This is a genomic window from Microlunatus speluncae, assembly GCF_009299835.1.
GTDB lineage: Bacteria > Actinomycetota > Actinomycetes > Propionibacteriales > Propionibacteriaceae > Microlunatus > Microlunatus speluncae.
Genome location: NZ_VKCZ01000001.1, coordinates 213,106 through 230,316 on the forward strand (window position 1 = coordinate 213,106; position 17,211 = coordinate 230,316).

A 17,211-nucleotide genomic window follows, 5' to 3' on the forward strand; every position below is an offset into this window, starting at 1 on the left:
TCTACGTCGACCTCACTCGATCAGGTCCGGGTCGAACATGAACTTGCGGACGTCCTGCGCACAACGACACGCGACGGCGATCTTGGCCGCCCACTTCAGGGCCTCTTCCCGGGTGGGCACCTCGACGATCGTCACGCCGCCGATCAGCTCCTTGGTCTCCGGATACGGCCCGTCGGTGATCGTCCCGTCGATCGCCACCGCCGCGTACTCGACGTCGTTGTCCTCGTAGTCCAGCCCACCGCCGAACAGGAACACCCCCGCGTCCTTGGCCTCCTGGATCACCGCGTGGGCCGCCCGGCCCACCTCGGGGAAGTCGGCCTCCGAAATGTGGTCCATCGACCCCTTCTCGAACGAAATCATGTAGCGCGCCATGGCATCACTCCCTGGTCCCGGCGGCAGCCCTCCGACCACCGCTCACCCCTGCTACGAACGCCGCCGCCCGGATCGGACAGCCGTCTGCAGAATTCTGTCGGAACCTGGTCGGAGTTTGGCGGAGACGGATGCCGCGATCAGGGCGTTGTTGGACGGAGTGCCCACCATCCGGCGACCGACGCGATGATCAACAGCGGCACGCCGAAGAGGAACGGAGCCTGGAGCCCGAGCTGTTCGGCGGTCACGCCGCCCAGGAGGGCGCCGAGAATCGAGGCGGCCGTGATGACGGTGCCGTTGATGCTGGCCACCCGGCCCAGCAGTTCAGTGGGTGTCCGGCGTTGGATCAGGGTCCGAGCGGCGACATTCCAGACAGCGAAGACGAGGCTGCTGCTGGCCAGAACCAGGGCGGTGATGACCGTGCTGCTGGTGGTGCCGAGCGCAAGCTGTCCGGCCGCGGCTACGACGAGACAACCCACGATCGTCCAGCGCAGTCCGATCGCACGGCCGATCCGAGCTGCCACCAGACCGCCGGCCAAGCCGCCGACCGCACCGATCGCCAGCATCGCGCCGAACCAGATTCCGGGCAGGTTCAGGACGTCGCGGAGGTAGAGCACCAGCAGGGTGAACCAGGCACTGTCGGTCATCGCCAACGCAACGCTGGTGGCCGGCACGGCTAGAACGTCCCGCCGGCGGATCAACCAGCGCAGACCGTCGCGCAGGTCGGTGAGCAGCCTCGCCCGCGACGGCCCCGCCGGTGCGGCGGCCGGCTGGAGCATTGCGGGGAGGGACGCGACCAGAGCGGCGGCGATCGCCATCGTGCCGCCGTTGACCGCGAACGGCAGCGCGACCGCGATACCGAACAGGTATCCGCCGAGCGGCGGCCCGACGAACTCGTTGCCGGCAATCTCTGCCGTGACCATCCGGCCGTTGGCTCGGTCGAGTTGATCTTTGCCCACGATCGATGGCAGCAGTGTCCCGGCCGTGGTGTCGCGCAGCACCGAGGCCAGGCCGGAGACGAAGACCACGCCGTAGACCACCCAGATGGTGGCAGCACCGGTCGCGATCAACACCACCAGCCCGGCCAGCAGAACGGTTCGGATGATGTCCGTGGTCAGGACCAGGCTGCGCCGGTTGAACCGGTCGGCCGCCACACCGGCCACCAACCCGAACAAGAGTCCCGGGAGCTGCCCGACAACGGCGACCCCCGTGATCAGGACCGGGCTGGAGGTCAGCCCGGCCGCCAGCAACGGAAACGCCGCAGCTCGGATCCCGTCGCCGAGGTTCGACAGCGCCGTAGCCGACCACAATCGGACAAAGACCGGTCCGAGCGGCACCGCCGACATGATGCCCCCTGGTTAGCACTCGCCGATGAGGAGTGCTAACTCTAGCCTGCTGATTCTTGAGGATTCCGACGACGCCGGCGGACGGAACTCGCTCAGCGGTCGACCGCTGACTCCCGCTCGGCGGGAAATGCCGTGCTGAGGACCTGCCGGTCGCCGCGGAACTCGCCCGAAGCCAGGGCCTGGTCGATCGTGAGCCCACCCGCCGCGAGCCCGACGACGACCTCCGGGGCGGCGGACAACACCGTGGAGGGCTGCCGGTCGGGCCGGATCATGGCACTGGGCCCGTCCTGGTCGATGCGCAGGACCAGGGCGAACCCGTTCGTTTCGATCCCGAGCTCCACCGGCGGGTTCGCGGTCACGCCGCGGAGCAGCCCGGGGAGAGCGAGCGCCAGCCAGCGCGGTTGGAACGCGTCGTCACCCCGGCCGGTCTCGAGCAGCGGCGCACCCCACCGGCCGAGCGCCTCCATCGGCTCGTGCAGCTCCGCACCCCAGGGCGTCAGGGCGTAGCTGACCCCCGACTGCTCGAGTCGACGTTCGACGACGCCGTTAGCCTCCAGCGACCGCAGCCGCTCGGCCAACAGATTGGTCGCGATCCCGGCCAGCGAGGTCTTGAGCTCGGTGTAGCGCATCGGCCCGGGGAGCAACTCGCGCACGATCAGGAGCGTCCAGCGCTCACCGACAACGTCCAGGGCCCGCGCGAAGGCGCAGAACTGCCCGTAGGAGCGAGGAGTCCGTACTGTCTGCTTGACTTTTTCCATCACGGTTGATTCTATCAACTTCCCGTCGAGCAGGGAGGATCTGCATGGAACTGAGCTTCAGTTGGCTGGCTGTCGTGGTCGCGACCGCAGTCGGAATGGCGATCTCGGGAGTCTGGTACGGATGGGCCTTCGTCGGGGTCTGGCGGAAGCTGACCGGAGTGACCCAGGAGGACTCGAAGCGAGCCGGCAAGACCCCGTTCGCGTTTCTCCTGGCTTCGATCCTCGTCACGGCGCTGGCCCTGGCCGCTGGGTGCGCCGTCACCGCCGGCTTCTTCGGCAGCGACCCGCTGTGGCTCGACCTGGCCGTCGGCCTCGCAACCTGGCTCGGCTTCTCGATCACGACCTTGGTGCAACACAACGCCTTCGAGCAGAAGCCGGGGCGGCTCACCATGATCAACAGCGCGTACCAACTGGTCCTGTTCTTGGGCATGGCCCTCGCCATCGGGCTGCTGCAGTAACAACCGTCGCGTGAATCTGCGGAGAATGGTGCTTCAGCTCGAGGGGATTGCCGTCGATCCCCTCATCGGTCGTGGCGCCATCCCGGAGGTGCCGAATCAGTTGGATCCAGCACCGAAGCCCTCCGCTCGACGACGAGGCTCGGAGGCAATCGACTCAGTTCAGCTGTGCGTCCCGGTCGGCCAGCCAGTGACAGGTGCGGATCAGCCCGGTCACGTACGAGCTGGAGTCGTCGCCCTGGCCCAGGCTCCACTCCGCTGCGTTCAGCTCGTTGATCAACAGGGCCGGCCCCAGCGCGTCCCGTTCCTGCCTCGACAGGCGGCTCACGGCATCGAAGCCTGAGAGCAGTGCTTGGACCATGGTCAGGAAGGCGGGCCAGCGTTCGCGGGGGGCGGCCATCGCGCCGAGCACTCGGTTCCCGAGCCACCGATTGACGTCGCATATCCGCGGGGCGGTGGACAGATGATCGAGATCGATGAATCCGACGACGTGGCCCTCACGGATGAGGATGTTGCCGTCGTGACAGTCACCGTGGGTCAGCTGCCGGGGCAACCCGGCGGTCGCGGCGGCGAGCCTGGGGGACAGGCGGTCGAGCTGGCGGGCGAGATCCGGGTCGGCTGCGCGTAACAGGGGAAATGCGGCCGGGCCGACGCGCTCATCGAGGACGACTTCGTACGAGCCACTGGGGTAGGGGCAGTCGGCGAGCGCGAGCAGCATCCGGGCGATGGCTTCGCCGACTCGGCGATAGATCTCCCTGGCGTCCGGTCGCTGCTCCAGATCGTCGATGTCGAAGGGAATCCGGGGAAGCAGCAGGTAGAACTCGCCGTCGCGTTCGGTGCAGATGCAGCCGTCGTCGGTGATCACCGGTAGCGCGACAGGGACCCGTGCTCCCTGCAGCACGGACAGGATCCGGAACTCGCGGGCCAGCCGCAGCCGGGGCGCCTCGGGATCCCACACCATAGGCCGCTTGAGGACGTACTCGCGGCCGTCCTCGGCCGTGACCTGTCGGACCCGGCCGTCCGGCTCGGCCACGATGGGGTCGGATCCGAGCACACTGGCCCATGCTTCGAGCGGCATGCGGGCACCGTACGGTGGCGAGGCCTTTTGCGGATCAACCACGGCTTCCTCTTGGTCGGAGTCGATCGAAGCTGCAACGGGAAGCAGATCGGAATCAATCCCGCCTGATCAGGCTCAAGTCAAGGGTTGCAGGTGACCCCGGTTGCGTGGATAGGGCAGTAGCCGTTCGGATTTTTACCCTCCGACAAGTACTGCTGGTGGTAGTCCTCCGCGTAGAAGAACTCCCCGGCGGGGCGGATGGCGGTGGTGATTTCGCCGTAGCCGGACTTGGTGAACTCGGCCTGGAATTCGTCGCGGACCCGGATGGCGTCGGCGGCCTGCTCGTCGTCGGTGGTGTAGATCGCGGACCGGTACTGGGTGCCGACGTCGTTGCCCTGGCGCATCCCCTGGGTCGGGTCGTGGTTCTCGAAGAAGATCTTGAGCAGGCCGGCGAAGGTGATCTTGGTCGGGTCGTAGGTCACCCGGACGACCTCGGCGTGGGCGGTGCCGCCGCTGCAGACCTCTTCGTAGGTGGGGTTCGGGGTGAAGCCGCCCTGGTAGCCGGCGGCGGTGTTGGTCACGCCCGGCGTCTGCCAGTACAGCTTCTCGGCGCCCCAGAAGCAGCCGAGAGCCAGATACGCGACTTCGGAGCCGGCCGGGGTGCTCTGCACCGGGATGCCGTAGATCTCGTGGAAGGTCGGGTTCTCGAGCACGGCGCGGTCCCGGCCGGGGAGGGCGGAGCCCTCGTCGATCATGGTGGTCTTCTGGCGCAGGAACATGGTCACAGTCTGCCTCTCTCCCGCAACCGGCGACACCGGCCGCCGGCATCGACAACGTCGGCCGTGGTTCGGCGATTACGCCCGGTAGCCTCTCCGGGTGACCACGGACCGACCCGCCGATTCAGCCGGCTTCGCCACTCGCGCGATCCATGCCGGGCAGGCCCCGGACCCCACCACGGGGGCCGTGGTGCCGCCCATCTACGCCACCTCGACGTACGCCCAGGACGGCGTCGGCGGACTGCGCAACGGGTACGAATACTCCCGGTCCGGCAACCCGACCCGGACCGCGCTGGAGGAGTGCCTGGCCTCGCTCGAGGGCGGCAGTCACGGCTTCGCGTTCGCCAGCGGCCTGGCCGCCGAGGACACGGTGCTCCGGGCCCTCTGCCGGTCCGGCGACCACCTGGTGGTCCCGCACGACGCATACGGCGGCACGTTCCGGCTGTTCGACCGGGTGCACGCGCAGTGGGGCATCACCGCGACGCCGGTCGATCTGACTGACCTGGCCGCAGTCGAGGCCGCGATCCAGCCGGGCAAGACGACCATGCTGTGGTTGGAGACGCCGACCAACCCGCTGCTCGCTATCGCGGACATCGCGGCGCTGGCCGAGCTGGCCGGCTGGCACGGAATCACGACCGTGGTCGACAACACGTTCGCCTCGCCCTATCTGCAGCAGCCGCTGGCCCTCGGCGCCGACGTCGTCGTGCACTCGACCACCAAATACTGCGGCGGCCATTCCGACGTCGTCGGCGGGGCCGTGGTCGTCGGCGACGCCGAGCTGGCGGACAAGGTCCGGTTCCACCAGAACGCGATGGGCGCCGTCGCCGGCCCGTTCGACGCCTGGCTGGTGCTGCGCGGCCTGAAGACCCTGGCGCTGCGGATGGAGCGGCACAGCGACAACGCCGAAGCGATCGCCCGCTTCCTGGCCGAACACCCGAGTGTCAGCGAGACGATCTATCCGGGCCTGACCAGCCATTCCGGCCATGACGTGGCCCGGCGCCAGATGCGGCGGTTCGGCGGCATGGTCAGCTTCCGGGTGGCGGCGGGGGAGCAGGCGGCGGTCGAGCTGTGCGCCCGGACCAAGGTCTTCACGCTGGGCGAGTCGCTCGGCGGAGTCGAGTCGCTGATCGAGCATCCCGGCCGGATGACCCACGCCTCGGTCGCCGGTACGGCCCTCGAGGTGCCCGCCGACCTGGTCCGGCTGAGCGTCGGGATCGAGGAAGTTAACGATTTGCTCGAAGATCTTGACCAGGCGCTGGGCACAACCGGATCCGTTCGGTAGCGTTGCGGCCCAAGACGGTTTGCGGGGAAAGTCGTCCGATCGGCGGACAGAGTGGTCTGCCGGTCGGCGCTGCGGAATCCGTCGCCCTCACCCCAAGCCATAGGTGTCAGGCGATTTGCCCTTCGACAGGCTCAGGGAACGGAACAAGCCCTCGTGGTTGATCAGGTCGAGGTGTTCAGATCCCAGTCGACCGGTTGACCACCGGCCGCGACCAACAGTTCGTTGGCCCGGCTGAACGGGCGGGAACCGAAGAAGCCGGAGCGGGCCGACAGCGGCGACGGGTGCGCGCTGGCGAGATGGGGGACCGAGCCGAGCATCGGGATCAACGACTGGGCGTCGCGGCCCCACAAGATCGCGACCAGCGGGCCACCGCGCGCGACCAGGGCCTCGATCGCGACCTGGGTCACCCGCTCCCATCCTTTGCCCCGATGCGAGGCGGAGCGGCCGGGCTGCACGGTGAGGACCCGGTTCAGCAACAGCACGCCCTGCTCGAACCACGGCGTCAGGTCTCCGGTCTGGGCCGGCGGCACGCCCAGATCGTCGCGCAACTCGGTGTAGATGTTGATCAAGCTCTTCGGCAGCGGCCGGACGTCCGGTGCGACCGAGAAGCACAGCCCGACCGGATGCCCCGGCGTCGGGTACGGATCCTGGCCGACGATCAGCACCTTGACCTCCGACAGCGGTCGGCTGAACGCACGCAGCACATGATCACCGGCCGGGAGATAGCCGCGGCCGGCCGCCAGTTCCGCCCGCAGGAAGCCGCCCATCGTCGCGATGTCGGCCTCCACCGGAGCCAGCGCCTCGGCCCAGTCAGCGGCGACCAGCTCACTCAGCGGACGCGCCGGCATGGCGTCGCCCTCCTCGGGTTCGTCATGATCATGCGGCAGTCCTCGTCGTCGATGCTGTCAACTCCCGGTCTGGCGTTACGGTACAAGTGCCGGCCGTGGCTGTCCGGCGGGGCATCGCTCCGCTACGGTTGGCCCTACGTAATCTGCGGGGCGAATCTGCGGGGTCGGCGGTGGAGGTGTCATGGCGGTGGGTAAGCGAGTCCGGTCCGGGGCGGAACCGGACGAACCACGCTCGGGGAAGCGCGTGGCCGCGAACAACGACTCGACCACAACCGATCCGTTCGAAGATCATCCGCGACGTGCCGACCCGTTAGGGCGCGACGACTCCGAGGCATCCGACTGGGGGGATGCGGTCGACGCCGAGGAGCCGGCCAAGCCGACCGCCCCGACCGTCCCGACGACGCCGACAGCGGCCGCTGCCGCTGTGCCGCCAGCTTCGGTCGACGAGCCGGGGCCGGCCGACGCCGAGCCCCAGGTCGTCGCCGACGTCGCGGTCGAGCCGCCGGTCCGAGGTCATGATCAGTTGGTCGTCACCGACGGGGTGCCGCGCGGCGTGAAGATCGCGGCCGGGTGGGCCTGGCGGGTGCTGCTGATCGCGGGTCTGCTGCTCGGGCTCGGGCTCCTGCTCCGGTTCCTGTCCGAGGTGACCATCCCCATTGCGATCGCCACGCTGCTGGCGGCGCTCCTGTCGCCGGTCGCGTCCCGGTTGCGGAAGTGGCGCTTCCCCAAGGCCCTGGCCGCGGCGATCTCGGTGGTCGGTGGGCTGGCCATCCTGGCCGGCGTGCTGACCTTCATCGTGCAACAGATCGTCAGCCAGTCCGGTGAGCTGGCCGCCAAGGCCGTGCAGGGCTATCAGCAGTTGCTGACCTGGGTCGCCGGGCCGCCGCTCATGATCGACAACCGGCAATTAGCCGACTACGGCAACCAGGTGCTGGCCTGGCTGCAGACGATCGACCTGGCGGCGATCCTGCCCGGGTATGCGGCCAACGTCGGGTCCGGCGTCGGCCACTTCCTGGCCGGCTTCGCGATCGCCCTGTTCGCGCTGTTCTACTTCCTCTACGACGGTCGCAGCATCTTCTCCGCGCTGCTCCGGTTCGTGCCGCGAGCGGCCCGGGCCAAGGCCGACGCGGCGGCCCGCAACGGCTGGAACTCGCTCGTCTCCTATGTGCGGGCGACGATCATCGTCGCGTTCGTCGATGCGATCGGCGTCCTGATCATCGCCCTGATCCTGCAGATCCCGCTGGCCATCCCGCTGGCGGCGCTGGTCTTCCTCGCCGCCTTCATCCCGCTGGTCGGAGCGCTGGTCTCCGGATTCGTCGCGGTCGCCGTCGCCCTCGTGGCCGTCGGCCCGATCCAGGCGTTGATCATGCTGGTCGGCACCATCGTCGTGATGCAGGTGGAGAGCCACGTGCTGCAGCCGTTCCTGCTCGGCCGGGCGGTCAAGCTGCATCCGCTCGCCGTCCTGCTGGCGATCGCCATCGGCGTCATCCTCGGCGGGATCGTCGGCGCCCTGCTGGCCGTACCGCTGCTGGCGTTCGCCAACTCCTACATCGCCTCACTGGCCGCGGGCGCTGAACCGCTCGAACCGGTGGTCGAAGCGAAGTGATCATGGCCTGAGCCGGCAGCAGGGCAGCGGTTGATCATGCTTGCCCTTCCACCGGCTCAGGGAACGGTGGGGATCAGAGAGCCGAGCCCTGCTGATACTTGGCCCAATCCATGTCCCAGTCGGTCCAGCCGTTGCCCTTCTCGAGCTCCCGGCCGCTGCCGGTGGTGATCACCGGGTCGCCGACTCTGACCTTGCTGAACAGCCAGGCGGCGTCCTTGGTGCTCATCCCGGTGCAGCCGTGGCTGGCGTTCTCCTTGCCGAGGTAGCCCTGGTTCCAGGGTGCGGCGTGCACGAATTCGCCGCTCTGGGTGATCCGCATCGCCCACTTCACCTGCATGTCGTAGCCCTCGCTGGAGTTCTCGGCGATGCCGACGGTCTCCGAGGCCATCCGCGTCTGCTCCAGCTTCTCCATGATCAGCTTGGTGCCGCTGCGGGTGATGAAGCCCTTCTTGCCGGCGCTGATCTTGATCGTCCGCGCCTTCTTTCCGTTGATCTCGACGATCGCCTGCTTCTTCTTCAGGTCGACCTTGGTGACCACCGAGTCGCCGACGGAGTAGGTCTTGGTGGAGGAGTTCTGGCCGTAGATCCCGTTGCCGGCGTTGATCCCGTTCAGGTTGGCGGTGACGGTGATCTTGGTGCCGGGCTTCCAGTACGCCTTCGGCCGGAAGTGGACCTCCTTGGCCGAGAACCAGTGCCAGCTGCCCTCCTGGGCCGGAGTCGTGGTCACCTTCAGCTGCTTCTCGAACGCGGCCTTGTCCTTGATCGCCACATCGAAGGTGAGCACCGCCGGCATCCCGACGCCGACCGTCTGATCATCCTTGGGGAAGATGTTGACGAAGGTCTGGTCGGACCGGTCGACGAACCTGGTGCCGAATTTCAGCGTCTCCGTCTTCTCCTCGCCGGCCGCGTTCTTTCCGGTCAGCTGCAAGGTGTACGACGCCGACGGGTCCAGCGCGCTGTCCGCGGTCCAGGAGCTCTTGTCGTCGTTGAGGGAGCCGGAGACTTCACGGACGTCCATCTTCGGCGAGCCGGTGCCCTTGTGCGTCAGCGACACCTTGGTCAGCGTCCCGTACTTCGCGGTCGCCTTGATCACCGTGTCGACCTTGACGTTGTCGGCGCCGTCATCGACGTTGGCGCTCAACTCGACGGGACCGCCGGGCGCCTCCGACTCCGGCGGCTTCGACTCGCCCGGCTTCGACGGATCGTCGGCCGGCTTGGACGCCCCCGGCGTCGGCTGGGACGAACCGTTGGGCGCGGCCGGCTCGGTCGGCGACTGTGGCACCGCCCCGCAGGCGGTGACGACAAGGCCGGCCAACAGACTGACCGCCAGCCAGCGGACGCTGGTGACTACACGCTTGGACATCGATGTATTTCCCCCTAGCACGAGCGCGGACCCGCCCGCGCTTGTCAAGCCTCTCACCCGGATCGGCCAGGGCAAACCTAGGCGCGGTCCGGCTACCAAACCGTGACTTGGGAGTGGCGGTCGGTGGAGAACCCCGAGCCGACCCTGGTTCTTGACTCCCAACCTTCCAAACTGGAAAGTCGGGGTTTAGATTTTCGAACATGACTTCACCTGAGATCACCGCGATCCTCGAGGAACTGGCTGCGGGGCGGATCGATGCCGCCGAAGCCGCGCGCCGGATCGATGCGCAGAAGGGCACGCCGGCGTCGTCCGGCGCCGAGCCCTCGAACGAGGAGCTCGCCGCCAAGTCGGCCGGCTCCGGAACGACCGAGGAGGGGGCCTGGGCGGCCGCCACCGACCGGCCCCAGTTCGCCTCGTACAACAAGGAGCGGGTCAGCTCCTCCGAGTCGGACGACTCCGACGACACCGAGCCGGAGCCGCCGAAGCGGCCCAAGCCGGTCAACACCCAGGGTGTGGAGCGGCTCTCGGTCCGCGCCGTCGGGCGCCGGGTCCGGATCGTCGGCGAGACGTCGGTGGCGACCGTGTCGGCCGACGGCCCGCACGTGCTGCGACGCAACGGGTCGGTGCTCGAGGTCTCCAGCGACGGCGAGATGGGTTCGTCGCTGGACGGGTTCTCGATCCTGCGGGCGCCGCGCAACCTGGACGACATCCGGTCGCTGGGGCTGGGCAAGGAATTGTTCCTGCGGGTCAATCCGAATCTGATCGTCGACGTCGAGGTGACCGCCGGCAGCCTGAACACCGAGCGGGTGCCGCACCTGGGCAAGGTCCGGGTCACCGCCGGCGGCGCCAAGCTGCTCGACGTGGCCGAGATCAACGACGCGCTGATCCAGGCCGGGCAGGCCACCATCAAGGGCGCCATCGTGACCGGACGGTCGCGGGTCCGGGCCGAGTCCGGCTCGCTGTCGCTGCACCTGGCCGACGAGTCCAACGTGACGGTCAAGGGCGATGCCCAGCTGGGCAAGGTCAGCTGGACCGGTGGACACTCCGGGCCGGGCGACGAGGTCGTGATGGGCAACGGCAGCGCCAAGCTCGACATCGAGGTGGTGATGGGCCACGCGATGGTCCGGGTCGGCTCCGACGGCGACTCCTGGACCAACGGCTGATGGCCGATCGACCGCGGCAGGCCGTCCGGGCTCCGGGGAGCCGGACCCATGATCACCGCGCGCCGGACGCCTGTCCGGTGTGCGGTGATCACCTGGCGGTGACCCGGCTCGGCTGCGGTTCCTGCGGCACCGAGCTGGCCGGGATCTTCCGGCAGTGCGAGTTCTGCGCCCTGAGTGATGCCGAGATCGAGTTGCTCCGGGTCTTCCTGGCCTCCCGGGGCAACCTGCGCGAGGTCGAGCGGTTCCTCGGCGTCTCGTACCCGACAGCCCGGCTGCGGTACGCCGACCTGCTCCGCAAGCTCGGCCTCGGCGACGAGCCGGAACCCGAATCCCTGACCCGCGACCAGGTCCTGGCCGAGGTCGCCGCCGGCGCCCTCACCCCCGACGAGGCCACCCGCCTCCTCGCCTCTCTCCCCTGACGCCCTGTCGCTCCGTGCCGAGGCGGAGAGGTCAGCTCGGGTAGGAACCGATGGCGATGACGGTGACGTTCACCGACTTGCCGTTCGGGGTCAGATAGCTGGCGCTGTCGCCCTTCTTCTTGCCCAGAATGGCGGTGCCCAGCGGCGACTGCGGGCTGTAGACGTTGACGCTCTCGTCCAGCCCGAGCAACTCCCGCGAGCCGAGCACGAACGTGTCGGTGTCGGACTCGTCGCCGTCGAAGGCGATGGTCACCTGATTGCCCGGGGCGACGGTCCCGTCGCCGGCCGGCGCCTCGCCGACCTTGGCCTTACGCAGCATGTCTTCCAACTGGCGGATCCGGGCCTCCTGCTGACCCTGCTCCTCGCGAGCCGCGTGGTAACCGCCGTTCTCCTTCAGGTCACCCTCTTCGCGGGCCATGGCGATCCGCGCGGAAACCTCTTGGCGGCCCTCGCCTTTCAGATGCTCCAGCTCTTCGGCCAGCATGTCGCGGGCCTCAGTGGTCAGCCAGATCACCTGTTCCGTGTTTTCAGACATCGGAGAAGCTTAGCAAGGCGGACCGACATCATCAGATCTTCCGACAGCTGTCCACCGAGGCCGAGATCGCTCGACGCAGGGTCTTGATGGTGACCGGCAGGTCGACCAGCTGATGCTGGCTCGGCGGCACGACCACCTCGATCTCGCCGACCCGCTCGTAGTCGATCGCCTGGGCGATGACCAGGCATTGCGCGGCAACGGAGGGGTCGGGCCGATCGACGGTCAGGGTCACCTCGGTCGCGGCGTCGCTGACCACGCGGAAGCCGGCCAGCTGGCCGCTGACCGCGGGCTGGGAATTGATGGTGGCGACCCAGATCAACCAGCCGAGGCCGGCCAGCGCGACGATGCCGACGAGCGCGATCACCAGGGGTCGGGGGATCCGCGACCGCGGATAGCGGTTCCGGATCCGCTCCGCCGCCTCGGCGTCGTCCAGTTGCGGGACCGGGTCGGGCATGCCGGCATTCTCCCAGCCCGGACCCGGGCCGCGGAAATCGGTGGGCGCACTCTTGCGGCGGCCGGGAACTGCTGGTTACGATTTTCATGACTTGGAAGTAATCTTCGGAATCTCGAAACTTTGACTTCGGATGATCATGCTCTCCGGAGTACGGAAGCAGGTCCACGACGTGATCGATTTCCACTGCCATCCGCCGGGCTGGCGGCGCACCCGGACCGCGTACTGGCGGGCGCCGTCGCCGCGGGACTACCTCCGCTATCTGCGCCGGGCCGGACTGCGGGGCGCCGCACTGCTGGCGCACGACGGGCTGCACCGGGCCACGCCGGACAGCAACGACGACCTGGCCGCCTTCGCGGCCGAACATCCCGATCGGTTCTTCGGCTTCGGCACCGTTTACGCGCCGCACCCGCACGCCGCCGCCGAGGCCCGGCGCTGTCTGACCGACCTCGGCCTGCGCGGGATCAAGTTGCATCCCTGGCTGCAAGGGGTGCCGATGCACCACGCCGGCCTGGACGCGGTGCTGGCGGTGGTGGCCGAGTTGCGCGGGATCGTGCTGGTGCACGACGGGACGCCGCCGTACGCGACCGCCGGCCAGATCGCCGCCGCCGCCCGCCGGCATCCCACGCTGCCGGTGGTGCTCGGCCACGGCGGTCTGCACGACACCTGGCGCGAGGCCTTGGCGCTGACCGCGACCACGCCGAACCTCTACCTCTGTCTCTGCGGCACTCCGCCCTATGCCGCGCGGACCATCGTCCGACAGGCGCCGCCGGAGAAGGTGTTGTTCGGTACGGACGCCGGGCTGGCACCGGGCCCGGCGCAGGAATACGCGGTGGCCCGGGTCCGCGAGATCTCCGACTGGGGCGTCGCCGACGCCGATCGGGTCCGGATCCTGAGCGCCAACCCGGCCCGACTGCTGGGCATCGACCCGCTGCCGCCGATCACGGCCGAGGAGGCCGGCGACCATGATCATTGACGCCCACCTGCGCCTCGGCGCCCAGCGTGACGTGACCCTCGAGCCCGACGAGCTGATCATGATCATGGACCGGACCGGTGTCGATCATGCTCTGGTGGCACCGTCGGAGGCCCAGATCGCGTTCGACAACCGGGCCGGCAACGAGGCGATCGCCAAGATCACCGCGGCGTCGCGGGGTCGGCTGCTCGGCTACGCCGTGGCGAGCCCGTGGAACCAGGCCCACGCCCTGAGCGAGCTCCGCTACGCCCATGATCACGGAGCGGTCGCGCTGGCCGTCGACGCGGCGTTGCAGGGTTTCGATCTGCTGGACGGGCAGGTCGAGCCGCTGCTCGAATTCGCCGGCGAGGTCGGCTGGCCGGTCTACGTCCGCACCGGCACGCCACCGACCGCCTTGCCGCTGCCGTTGGCATCGCTGGCGCTGCGCTTCCCGGAGATCGCGTTCATCATGGGCCGCAGCGGCGCCACCGACTTCTGGCTGGACGCCATCCCGGCCCTCGAATACGCGCCGAATCTCTACGCGGACACCGCCTACGGCCCGTGGGACACGATCTTGACCTCGTTCGCCGAGCATCCCGCCGTCGGCACCGACCGGGTGATCTTCAGCTCCGACTCGCCGTACTCCTCGATCGTGATCGAGCTCCGCCGGATCCTCGAGTGGGACCTTGCCGAAGATCGCCGAGCCCGGGTGCTCGGCGGCAACCTGGCCAAGCTGCTCGGATCGTCCGTGCCGGCTTGATCATCGCCCCCGTTCCCGTACCGAAAGGTCAACCATGCCCCGTGTGCACGGAGTCCGCGCCAGCCAGGCCGGCGGCAACACCGTCGGCGTCCGCTTCCTCGAGCCGACGCCGCGAGGGGACGGCCACCTGCACCTCGACGTGCCGCTGACCGTCGAGCGGCTGGCCGCCCTCGGCCTGAACACCTATATCTACAACGCCGGTCGCGGCGGCCCGGAGATGGAGGACCTGGAGGAGTTCGCCCCCGCGGCGGCCGACGCCGGCCTGAACATCTGGCTCTACTTCATCCCGCCGACGGAGATCAGCACCGAGAACCTGTCCGGCAAGCCGATCCTCACCGACTATGCCCACTGGGCCCGGACGGCCGCCGAGCTGTCCCTTCGGCACCCCAACATCACCGGCTGGGCGATCGACGACTTCGAGTTCAACACCGATCTGTTCACGCCGGCGTACGTGGCCGAGATCAGGGCGGCGGCCGACGCGGTCAACCCCGACCTCAACTTCTATCTGTGCACCTACTGGGGATCGTCGAACAGCACCGAATTCCTCGCCACCTACGGCCAGTACCTCGACGGGCTGATCTATCCCTATCTCGACGGTCCGCACCAGAACACGCAGAACGCGAGCACCGTCGGCCGCGACCTGGACCAGATCTTGGCCAACACCGACCCGCTCGGCCTGGACCTGATCCTGCTCCTCTACACCGGCCGCTTCCTCGACGGCGGCCGAGAACCGACCGAGCACTACGTCGACGAGGCGCTGCGGACCGGCCTGGACTATCTCGCCGACGGCCGGATCGCCGGGATCAGCGTCTACGGCGCGCAGCTCGACCACGCCCCGACCATCGCCTCCAGCAACCAGGCCATGTACGGCACCGGCCGGCTCAGCTTCGTCACCTCCACCGGCCGCACCGAGACCGGCTCGTGGGCCGAGGCCGCGCAGCTGATCGAGCCCGATCCCGGCACGTCCCGGTACGAGTTGTCGTTCTGGCACCGGACGACGTTCGCGGGCAAGGTCGGCGACCTCGGCCGGCGGTTCAAGCAGATCCTGATCGACGACGACATCGTCTGGTCCCAGGACCTGCGCGAGTTCGGCTGGCAGTGGTGGGCGCAGGCGACCCTCTCCGGCGGCCCGACCATCGACCTCACCCCGTACCTCGCCGGCAAGGCGACGGCGAAGCTGGCGATCCGGGTGTACGAGGCCGTCGGCGGCCGCGCCTACCAGACCGACGTCTCCTTCGATCACCTCGAGCCGGTCGGCTTCAGCTTGCAGAATCCCGGCTTCGAGGACGACTCGGGCTGGCAGCTGACCCAGTCCGGCGGGCAGCCGCTGGTCGCGATCGATCACTGGGTGCCGGACCGCCCGCGCCGGATCTTCGAGACCATCGCTGCCCACTTCGGCCAGGCGAACGACGACCGGCGCTGATCCTTCATCGACTGCGACGCCTTCCGGCTCGATCGCCCCCGTCGCCGAGCCGGTTTTCGTCACACTCGATGAGCAGCCTCCGCTCCCGATCCGGCTCGGTGAGCGTGCGTTTCTCGACCGGGGGCGACTTCCGTACCCAATACGGTCCAGAACCGTGCCTTGAGCCTTCAATTCCCGCCGCCGTCACTCTCCGACTGCCGCCTGCTCTACCCACGACCGGCTCCCGACGGTCGCGCCCTTCGGACGCCGAGTCGCTCCCGGCCCTGGCCGGACGCCGCCAGATGGCAGCGTCCCGGACGGTGGGCCAACTCCGCCCGGTGACGGGTCGGATGGCAGCATGTGGCCATGACTGATCCCGCGCCAGGAGTCGTGGCTGGCAGGCCGGTACGGGTGGACGCGGCCGGTGAACCGCTGCGGCTGCTCCACGTCCATGCCCACCCCGACGACGAATCCAGCAAGGGGGCTGCTTCCACGGCCCGCTATGTCGCCGAGGGTGTCGAGGTGATCGTCGCGACCTGCACCGGCGGCGAGCGGGGATCGATCCTCAATCCGGCGATGGACCGGCCCGATGTGCTGGCCAATCTGGCGGAGATCCGGCGTCAGGAGATGGACCAGGCCCGGGACATCCTCGGCATCCGCCAGGTCTGGCTCGGTTTCGTCGACTCCGGGCTGCCGGAGGGTGATCCGCTGCCGCCGCTGCCGGAAGGCTGCTTCGCACTGGTCGACCTGGCCGACGCGGCCGAGCCGCTGGTCCGGCTGATCCGGGAGTTCCGGCCGCACGTGATCACCACGTACGACGAGAACGGCGGCTATCCGCATCCGGACCACATCAAGTGCCACGAGATCAGCGTCGCCGCGTACGAGGCGGCCGGCGATCCGGACGCGTACCCTGGGGCAGGCGAGCCGTGGGCGCCGCTCAAGCTGTACTACCAGTTCACGTTCCACCGGGAGCGGATCGTCGCCCTGGACCGGGTGATGCGGGAGCGCGGCCTGGAGTCGCCGTACGCGGAGCGGCTGGCGGAGTGGAAGCCGGACCCGGAGCACCAGCGCCGCGTGACCACCCGGGTGCCGTGCGCCGACTACTTCGCGGTCCGGGACAAGGCGCTGCTCGCCCACGCGACGCAGATCGACCCGCAGGGCCACTGGTTCAGCGTGCCGTTGGACCTGCACCAGGCGGCCTGGCCGACCGAGGACTTCGAGCTGGCCCGCAGCCGGATCGCGACCTCGATCCCGGAGGACGATCTGTTTGCCGGAGTCGCGGTCGAATCCGCGGCCGGCAACGGCACCACCGAGCCGAGCAGTAGAGTTCCGGCATGATCACCCTCGAGCTGGATCCGAACCTGGTCAAGCCGGGCTGGACGGCTCTGATCATCGTGATCGTGCTGGCCCTGATCTTGGTCGGCCTGTTTCTCAGCATGATGCGGCAGATGCGCAAGATCAAGGTGCCGCGGGCCGGCGCGGAAGCGGGCGACGAGGGCGCCGGCACGCCGGCGGATGCCCAGCAGGACGAGGCGACCGAAGATCCGGAAGAACCGGGGTCGGAGCAGGATCGGTCGCGGCGGCAGGACAGCACCACTTGACGGGTGGGGACACGCAGTTACTTCGCCGGGCCACCGTCGCCGAACGGTAACTGACCATGGGGAGAGAT

At 68.8% G+C, this 17,211-nt stretch carries 19 protein-coding genes; 10 read left to right on the forward strand and 9 right to left on the reverse strand.

All coding sequences use genetic code 11. The annotated features are described in order from the left end of the window. Positions 1-12 precede the first annotated feature (12 nt). The 3 genes from FNH24_RS00970 to FNH24_RS00980 all read right to left on the reverse strand — a co-directional run bounded on the left by FNH24_RS00970 (position 13) and on the right by FNH24_RS00980 (position 2,473). Positions 13-336, reverse strand: coding sequence for a YciI family protein (locus tag FNH24_RS00970; protein WP_246186688.1), 324 nt, complete (start codon positions 334-336; stop codon positions 13-15). Between the two features lie 173 nt (positions 337-509). After that, complete coding sequence (locus FNH24_RS00975) at positions 510-1,715, reverse strand: MFS transporter (RefSeq protein ID WP_152360259.1); 1,206 nt, start codon at positions 1,713-1,715, stop codon at positions 510-512. A gap of 92 nt (positions 1,716-1,807) precedes the next feature. Next, positions 1,808-2,473, reverse strand: coding sequence for a winged helix-turn-helix transcriptional regulator (locus FNH24_RS00980; RefSeq protein ID WP_152360260.1), 666 nt, complete (start codon positions 2,471-2,473; stop codon positions 1,808-1,810). A gap of 44 nt (positions 2,474-2,517) precedes the next feature. Here FNH24_RS00980 and FNH24_RS00985 point away from each other — a divergent pair, with 44 nt between their 5' ends. Next, a complete protein-coding gene (locus FNH24_RS00985) occupies positions 2,518-2,931 on the forward strand; it encodes a DUF1761 domain-containing protein (protein WP_152360261.1) in 414 nt (137 codons plus the stop codon). Between the two features lie 154 nt (positions 2,932-3,085). Here the strand turns inward: FNH24_RS00985 and FNH24_RS00990 are convergent, their stop codons facing one another. Together FNH24_RS00990 and msrA are read right to left on the reverse strand one after the other, a co-directional pair. Then, positions 3,086-4,006 carry a phosphotransferase enzyme family protein gene (locus tag FNH24_RS00990; protein WP_152360262.1) on the reverse strand — a complete coding sequence of 307 codons (921 nt, stop codon included), beginning with the start codon at positions 4,004-4,006 and terminating at the stop codon, positions 3,086-3,088. 119 nt (positions 4,007-4,125) lie between these two features. After that, positions 4,126-4,764 (reverse strand): peptide-methionine (S)-S-oxide reductase MsrA, encoded by a 639-nt coding sequence (gene msrA / locus FNH24_RS00995; RefSeq protein WP_152360263.1) that lies wholly within the window; start codon positions 4,762-4,764, stop codon positions 4,126-4,128. A gap of 97 nt (positions 4,765-4,861) precedes the next feature. On the opposite strand from msrA, the gene FNH24_RS01000 reads away from it, so the two are divergent. Further along, positions 4,862-6,043, forward strand: coding sequence for a cystathionine gamma-synthase (locus tag FNH24_RS01000; RefSeq protein WP_152360264.1), 1,182 nt, complete (start codon positions 4,862-4,864; stop codon positions 6,041-6,043). 161 nt (positions 6,044-6,204) lie between these two features. Here FNH24_RS01000 and FNH24_RS01005 read toward each other — a convergent pair whose 3' ends face one another. Continuing rightward, positions 6,205-6,891, reverse strand: coding sequence for a uracil-DNA glycosylase (locus FNH24_RS01005; protein ID WP_152360265.1), 687 nt, complete (start codon positions 6,889-6,891; stop codon positions 6,205-6,207). A gap of 244 nt (positions 6,892-7,135) precedes the next feature. On the opposite strand from FNH24_RS01005, the gene FNH24_RS01010 reads away from it, so the two are divergent. Then, a complete protein-coding gene (locus FNH24_RS01010; RefSeq protein ID WP_161605943.1) occupies positions 7,136-8,497 on the forward strand; it encodes an AI-2E family transporter in 1,362 nt (453 codons plus the stop codon). A 73-nt stretch (positions 8,498-8,570) separates the two neighbouring features. Here the strand turns inward: FNH24_RS01010 and FNH24_RS01015 are convergent, their stop codons facing one another. Then, positions 8,571-9,860 carry a L,D-transpeptidase gene (locus tag FNH24_RS01015; protein ID WP_152360267.1) on the reverse strand — a complete coding sequence of 430 codons (1,290 nt, stop codon included), beginning with the start codon at positions 9,858-9,860 and terminating at the stop codon, positions 8,571-8,573. 200 nt (positions 9,861-10,060) lie between these two features. Here FNH24_RS01015 and FNH24_RS01020 point away from each other — a divergent pair, with 200 nt between their 5' ends. After that, positions 10,061-11,023, forward strand: coding sequence for a hypothetical protein (locus FNH24_RS01020; RefSeq protein ID WP_246186689.1), 963 nt, complete (start codon positions 10,061-10,063; stop codon positions 11,021-11,023). After that, positions 11,023-11,442 (forward strand): DUF2089 domain-containing protein, encoded by a 420-nt coding sequence (locus tag FNH24_RS01025; protein ID WP_152360268.1) that lies wholly within the window; start codon positions 11,023-11,025, stop codon positions 11,440-11,442. The genes FNH24_RS01020 and FNH24_RS01025 overlap by 1 nt, the downstream gene beginning before the upstream one ends. 31 nt (positions 11,443-11,473) lie before the next feature. On the opposite strand, the gene greA is transcribed toward FNH24_RS01025, so the two are convergent. Beyond that, positions 11,474-11,977: a transcription elongation factor GreA gene (gene greA, locus FNH24_RS01030; RefSeq protein WP_152360269.1), complete on the reverse strand. Its 504-nt coding sequence runs from the start codon at positions 11,975-11,977 to the stop codon at positions 11,474-11,476. Positions 11,978-12,008: 31 nt separating this feature from the next. After that, positions 12,009-12,431, reverse strand: coding sequence for a DUF4307 domain-containing protein (locus FNH24_RS01035; protein ID WP_152360270.1), 423 nt, complete (start codon positions 12,429-12,431; stop codon positions 12,009-12,011). Between the two features lie 130 nt (positions 12,432-12,561). Here FNH24_RS01035 and FNH24_RS01040 point away from each other — a divergent pair, with 130 nt between their 5' ends. The 5 genes from FNH24_RS01040 (at position 12,562) to FNH24_RS01060 (ending at position 17,143) form a co-directional block, all read left to right on the forward strand. Beyond that, complete coding sequence (locus tag FNH24_RS01040; protein WP_246186690.1) at positions 12,562-13,404, forward strand: amidohydrolase family protein; 843 nt, start codon at positions 12,562-12,564, stop codon at positions 13,402-13,404. Beyond that, a complete protein-coding gene (locus FNH24_RS01045) occupies positions 13,394-14,140 on the forward strand; it encodes an amidohydrolase family protein (RefSeq protein ID WP_152360271.1) in 747 nt (248 codons plus the stop codon). Before FNH24_RS01040 ends, FNH24_RS01045 begins: the two co-directional genes overlap by 11 nt. 34 nt (positions 14,141-14,174) lie before the next feature. Beyond that, positions 14,175-15,563 (forward strand): hypothetical protein, encoded by a 1,389-nt coding sequence (locus tag FNH24_RS01050; RefSeq protein WP_152360272.1) that lies wholly within the window; start codon positions 14,175-14,177, stop codon positions 15,561-15,563. Between the two features lie 345 nt (positions 15,564-15,908). Beyond that, positions 15,909-16,880 carry a mycothiol conjugate amidase Mca gene (gene mca / locus FNH24_RS01055; protein WP_152360273.1) on the forward strand — a complete coding sequence of 324 codons (972 nt, stop codon included), beginning with the start codon at positions 15,909-15,911 and terminating at the stop codon, positions 16,878-16,880. Beyond that, positions 16,877-17,143, forward strand: a complete 267-nt coding sequence (locus FNH24_RS01060) for a hypothetical protein (RefSeq protein ID WP_152360274.1) — start codon at positions 16,877-16,879, stop codon at positions 17,141-17,143. The genes mca and FNH24_RS01060 overlap by 4 nt, the downstream gene beginning before the upstream one ends. Positions 17,144-17,211 lie beyond the last annotated feature (68 nt).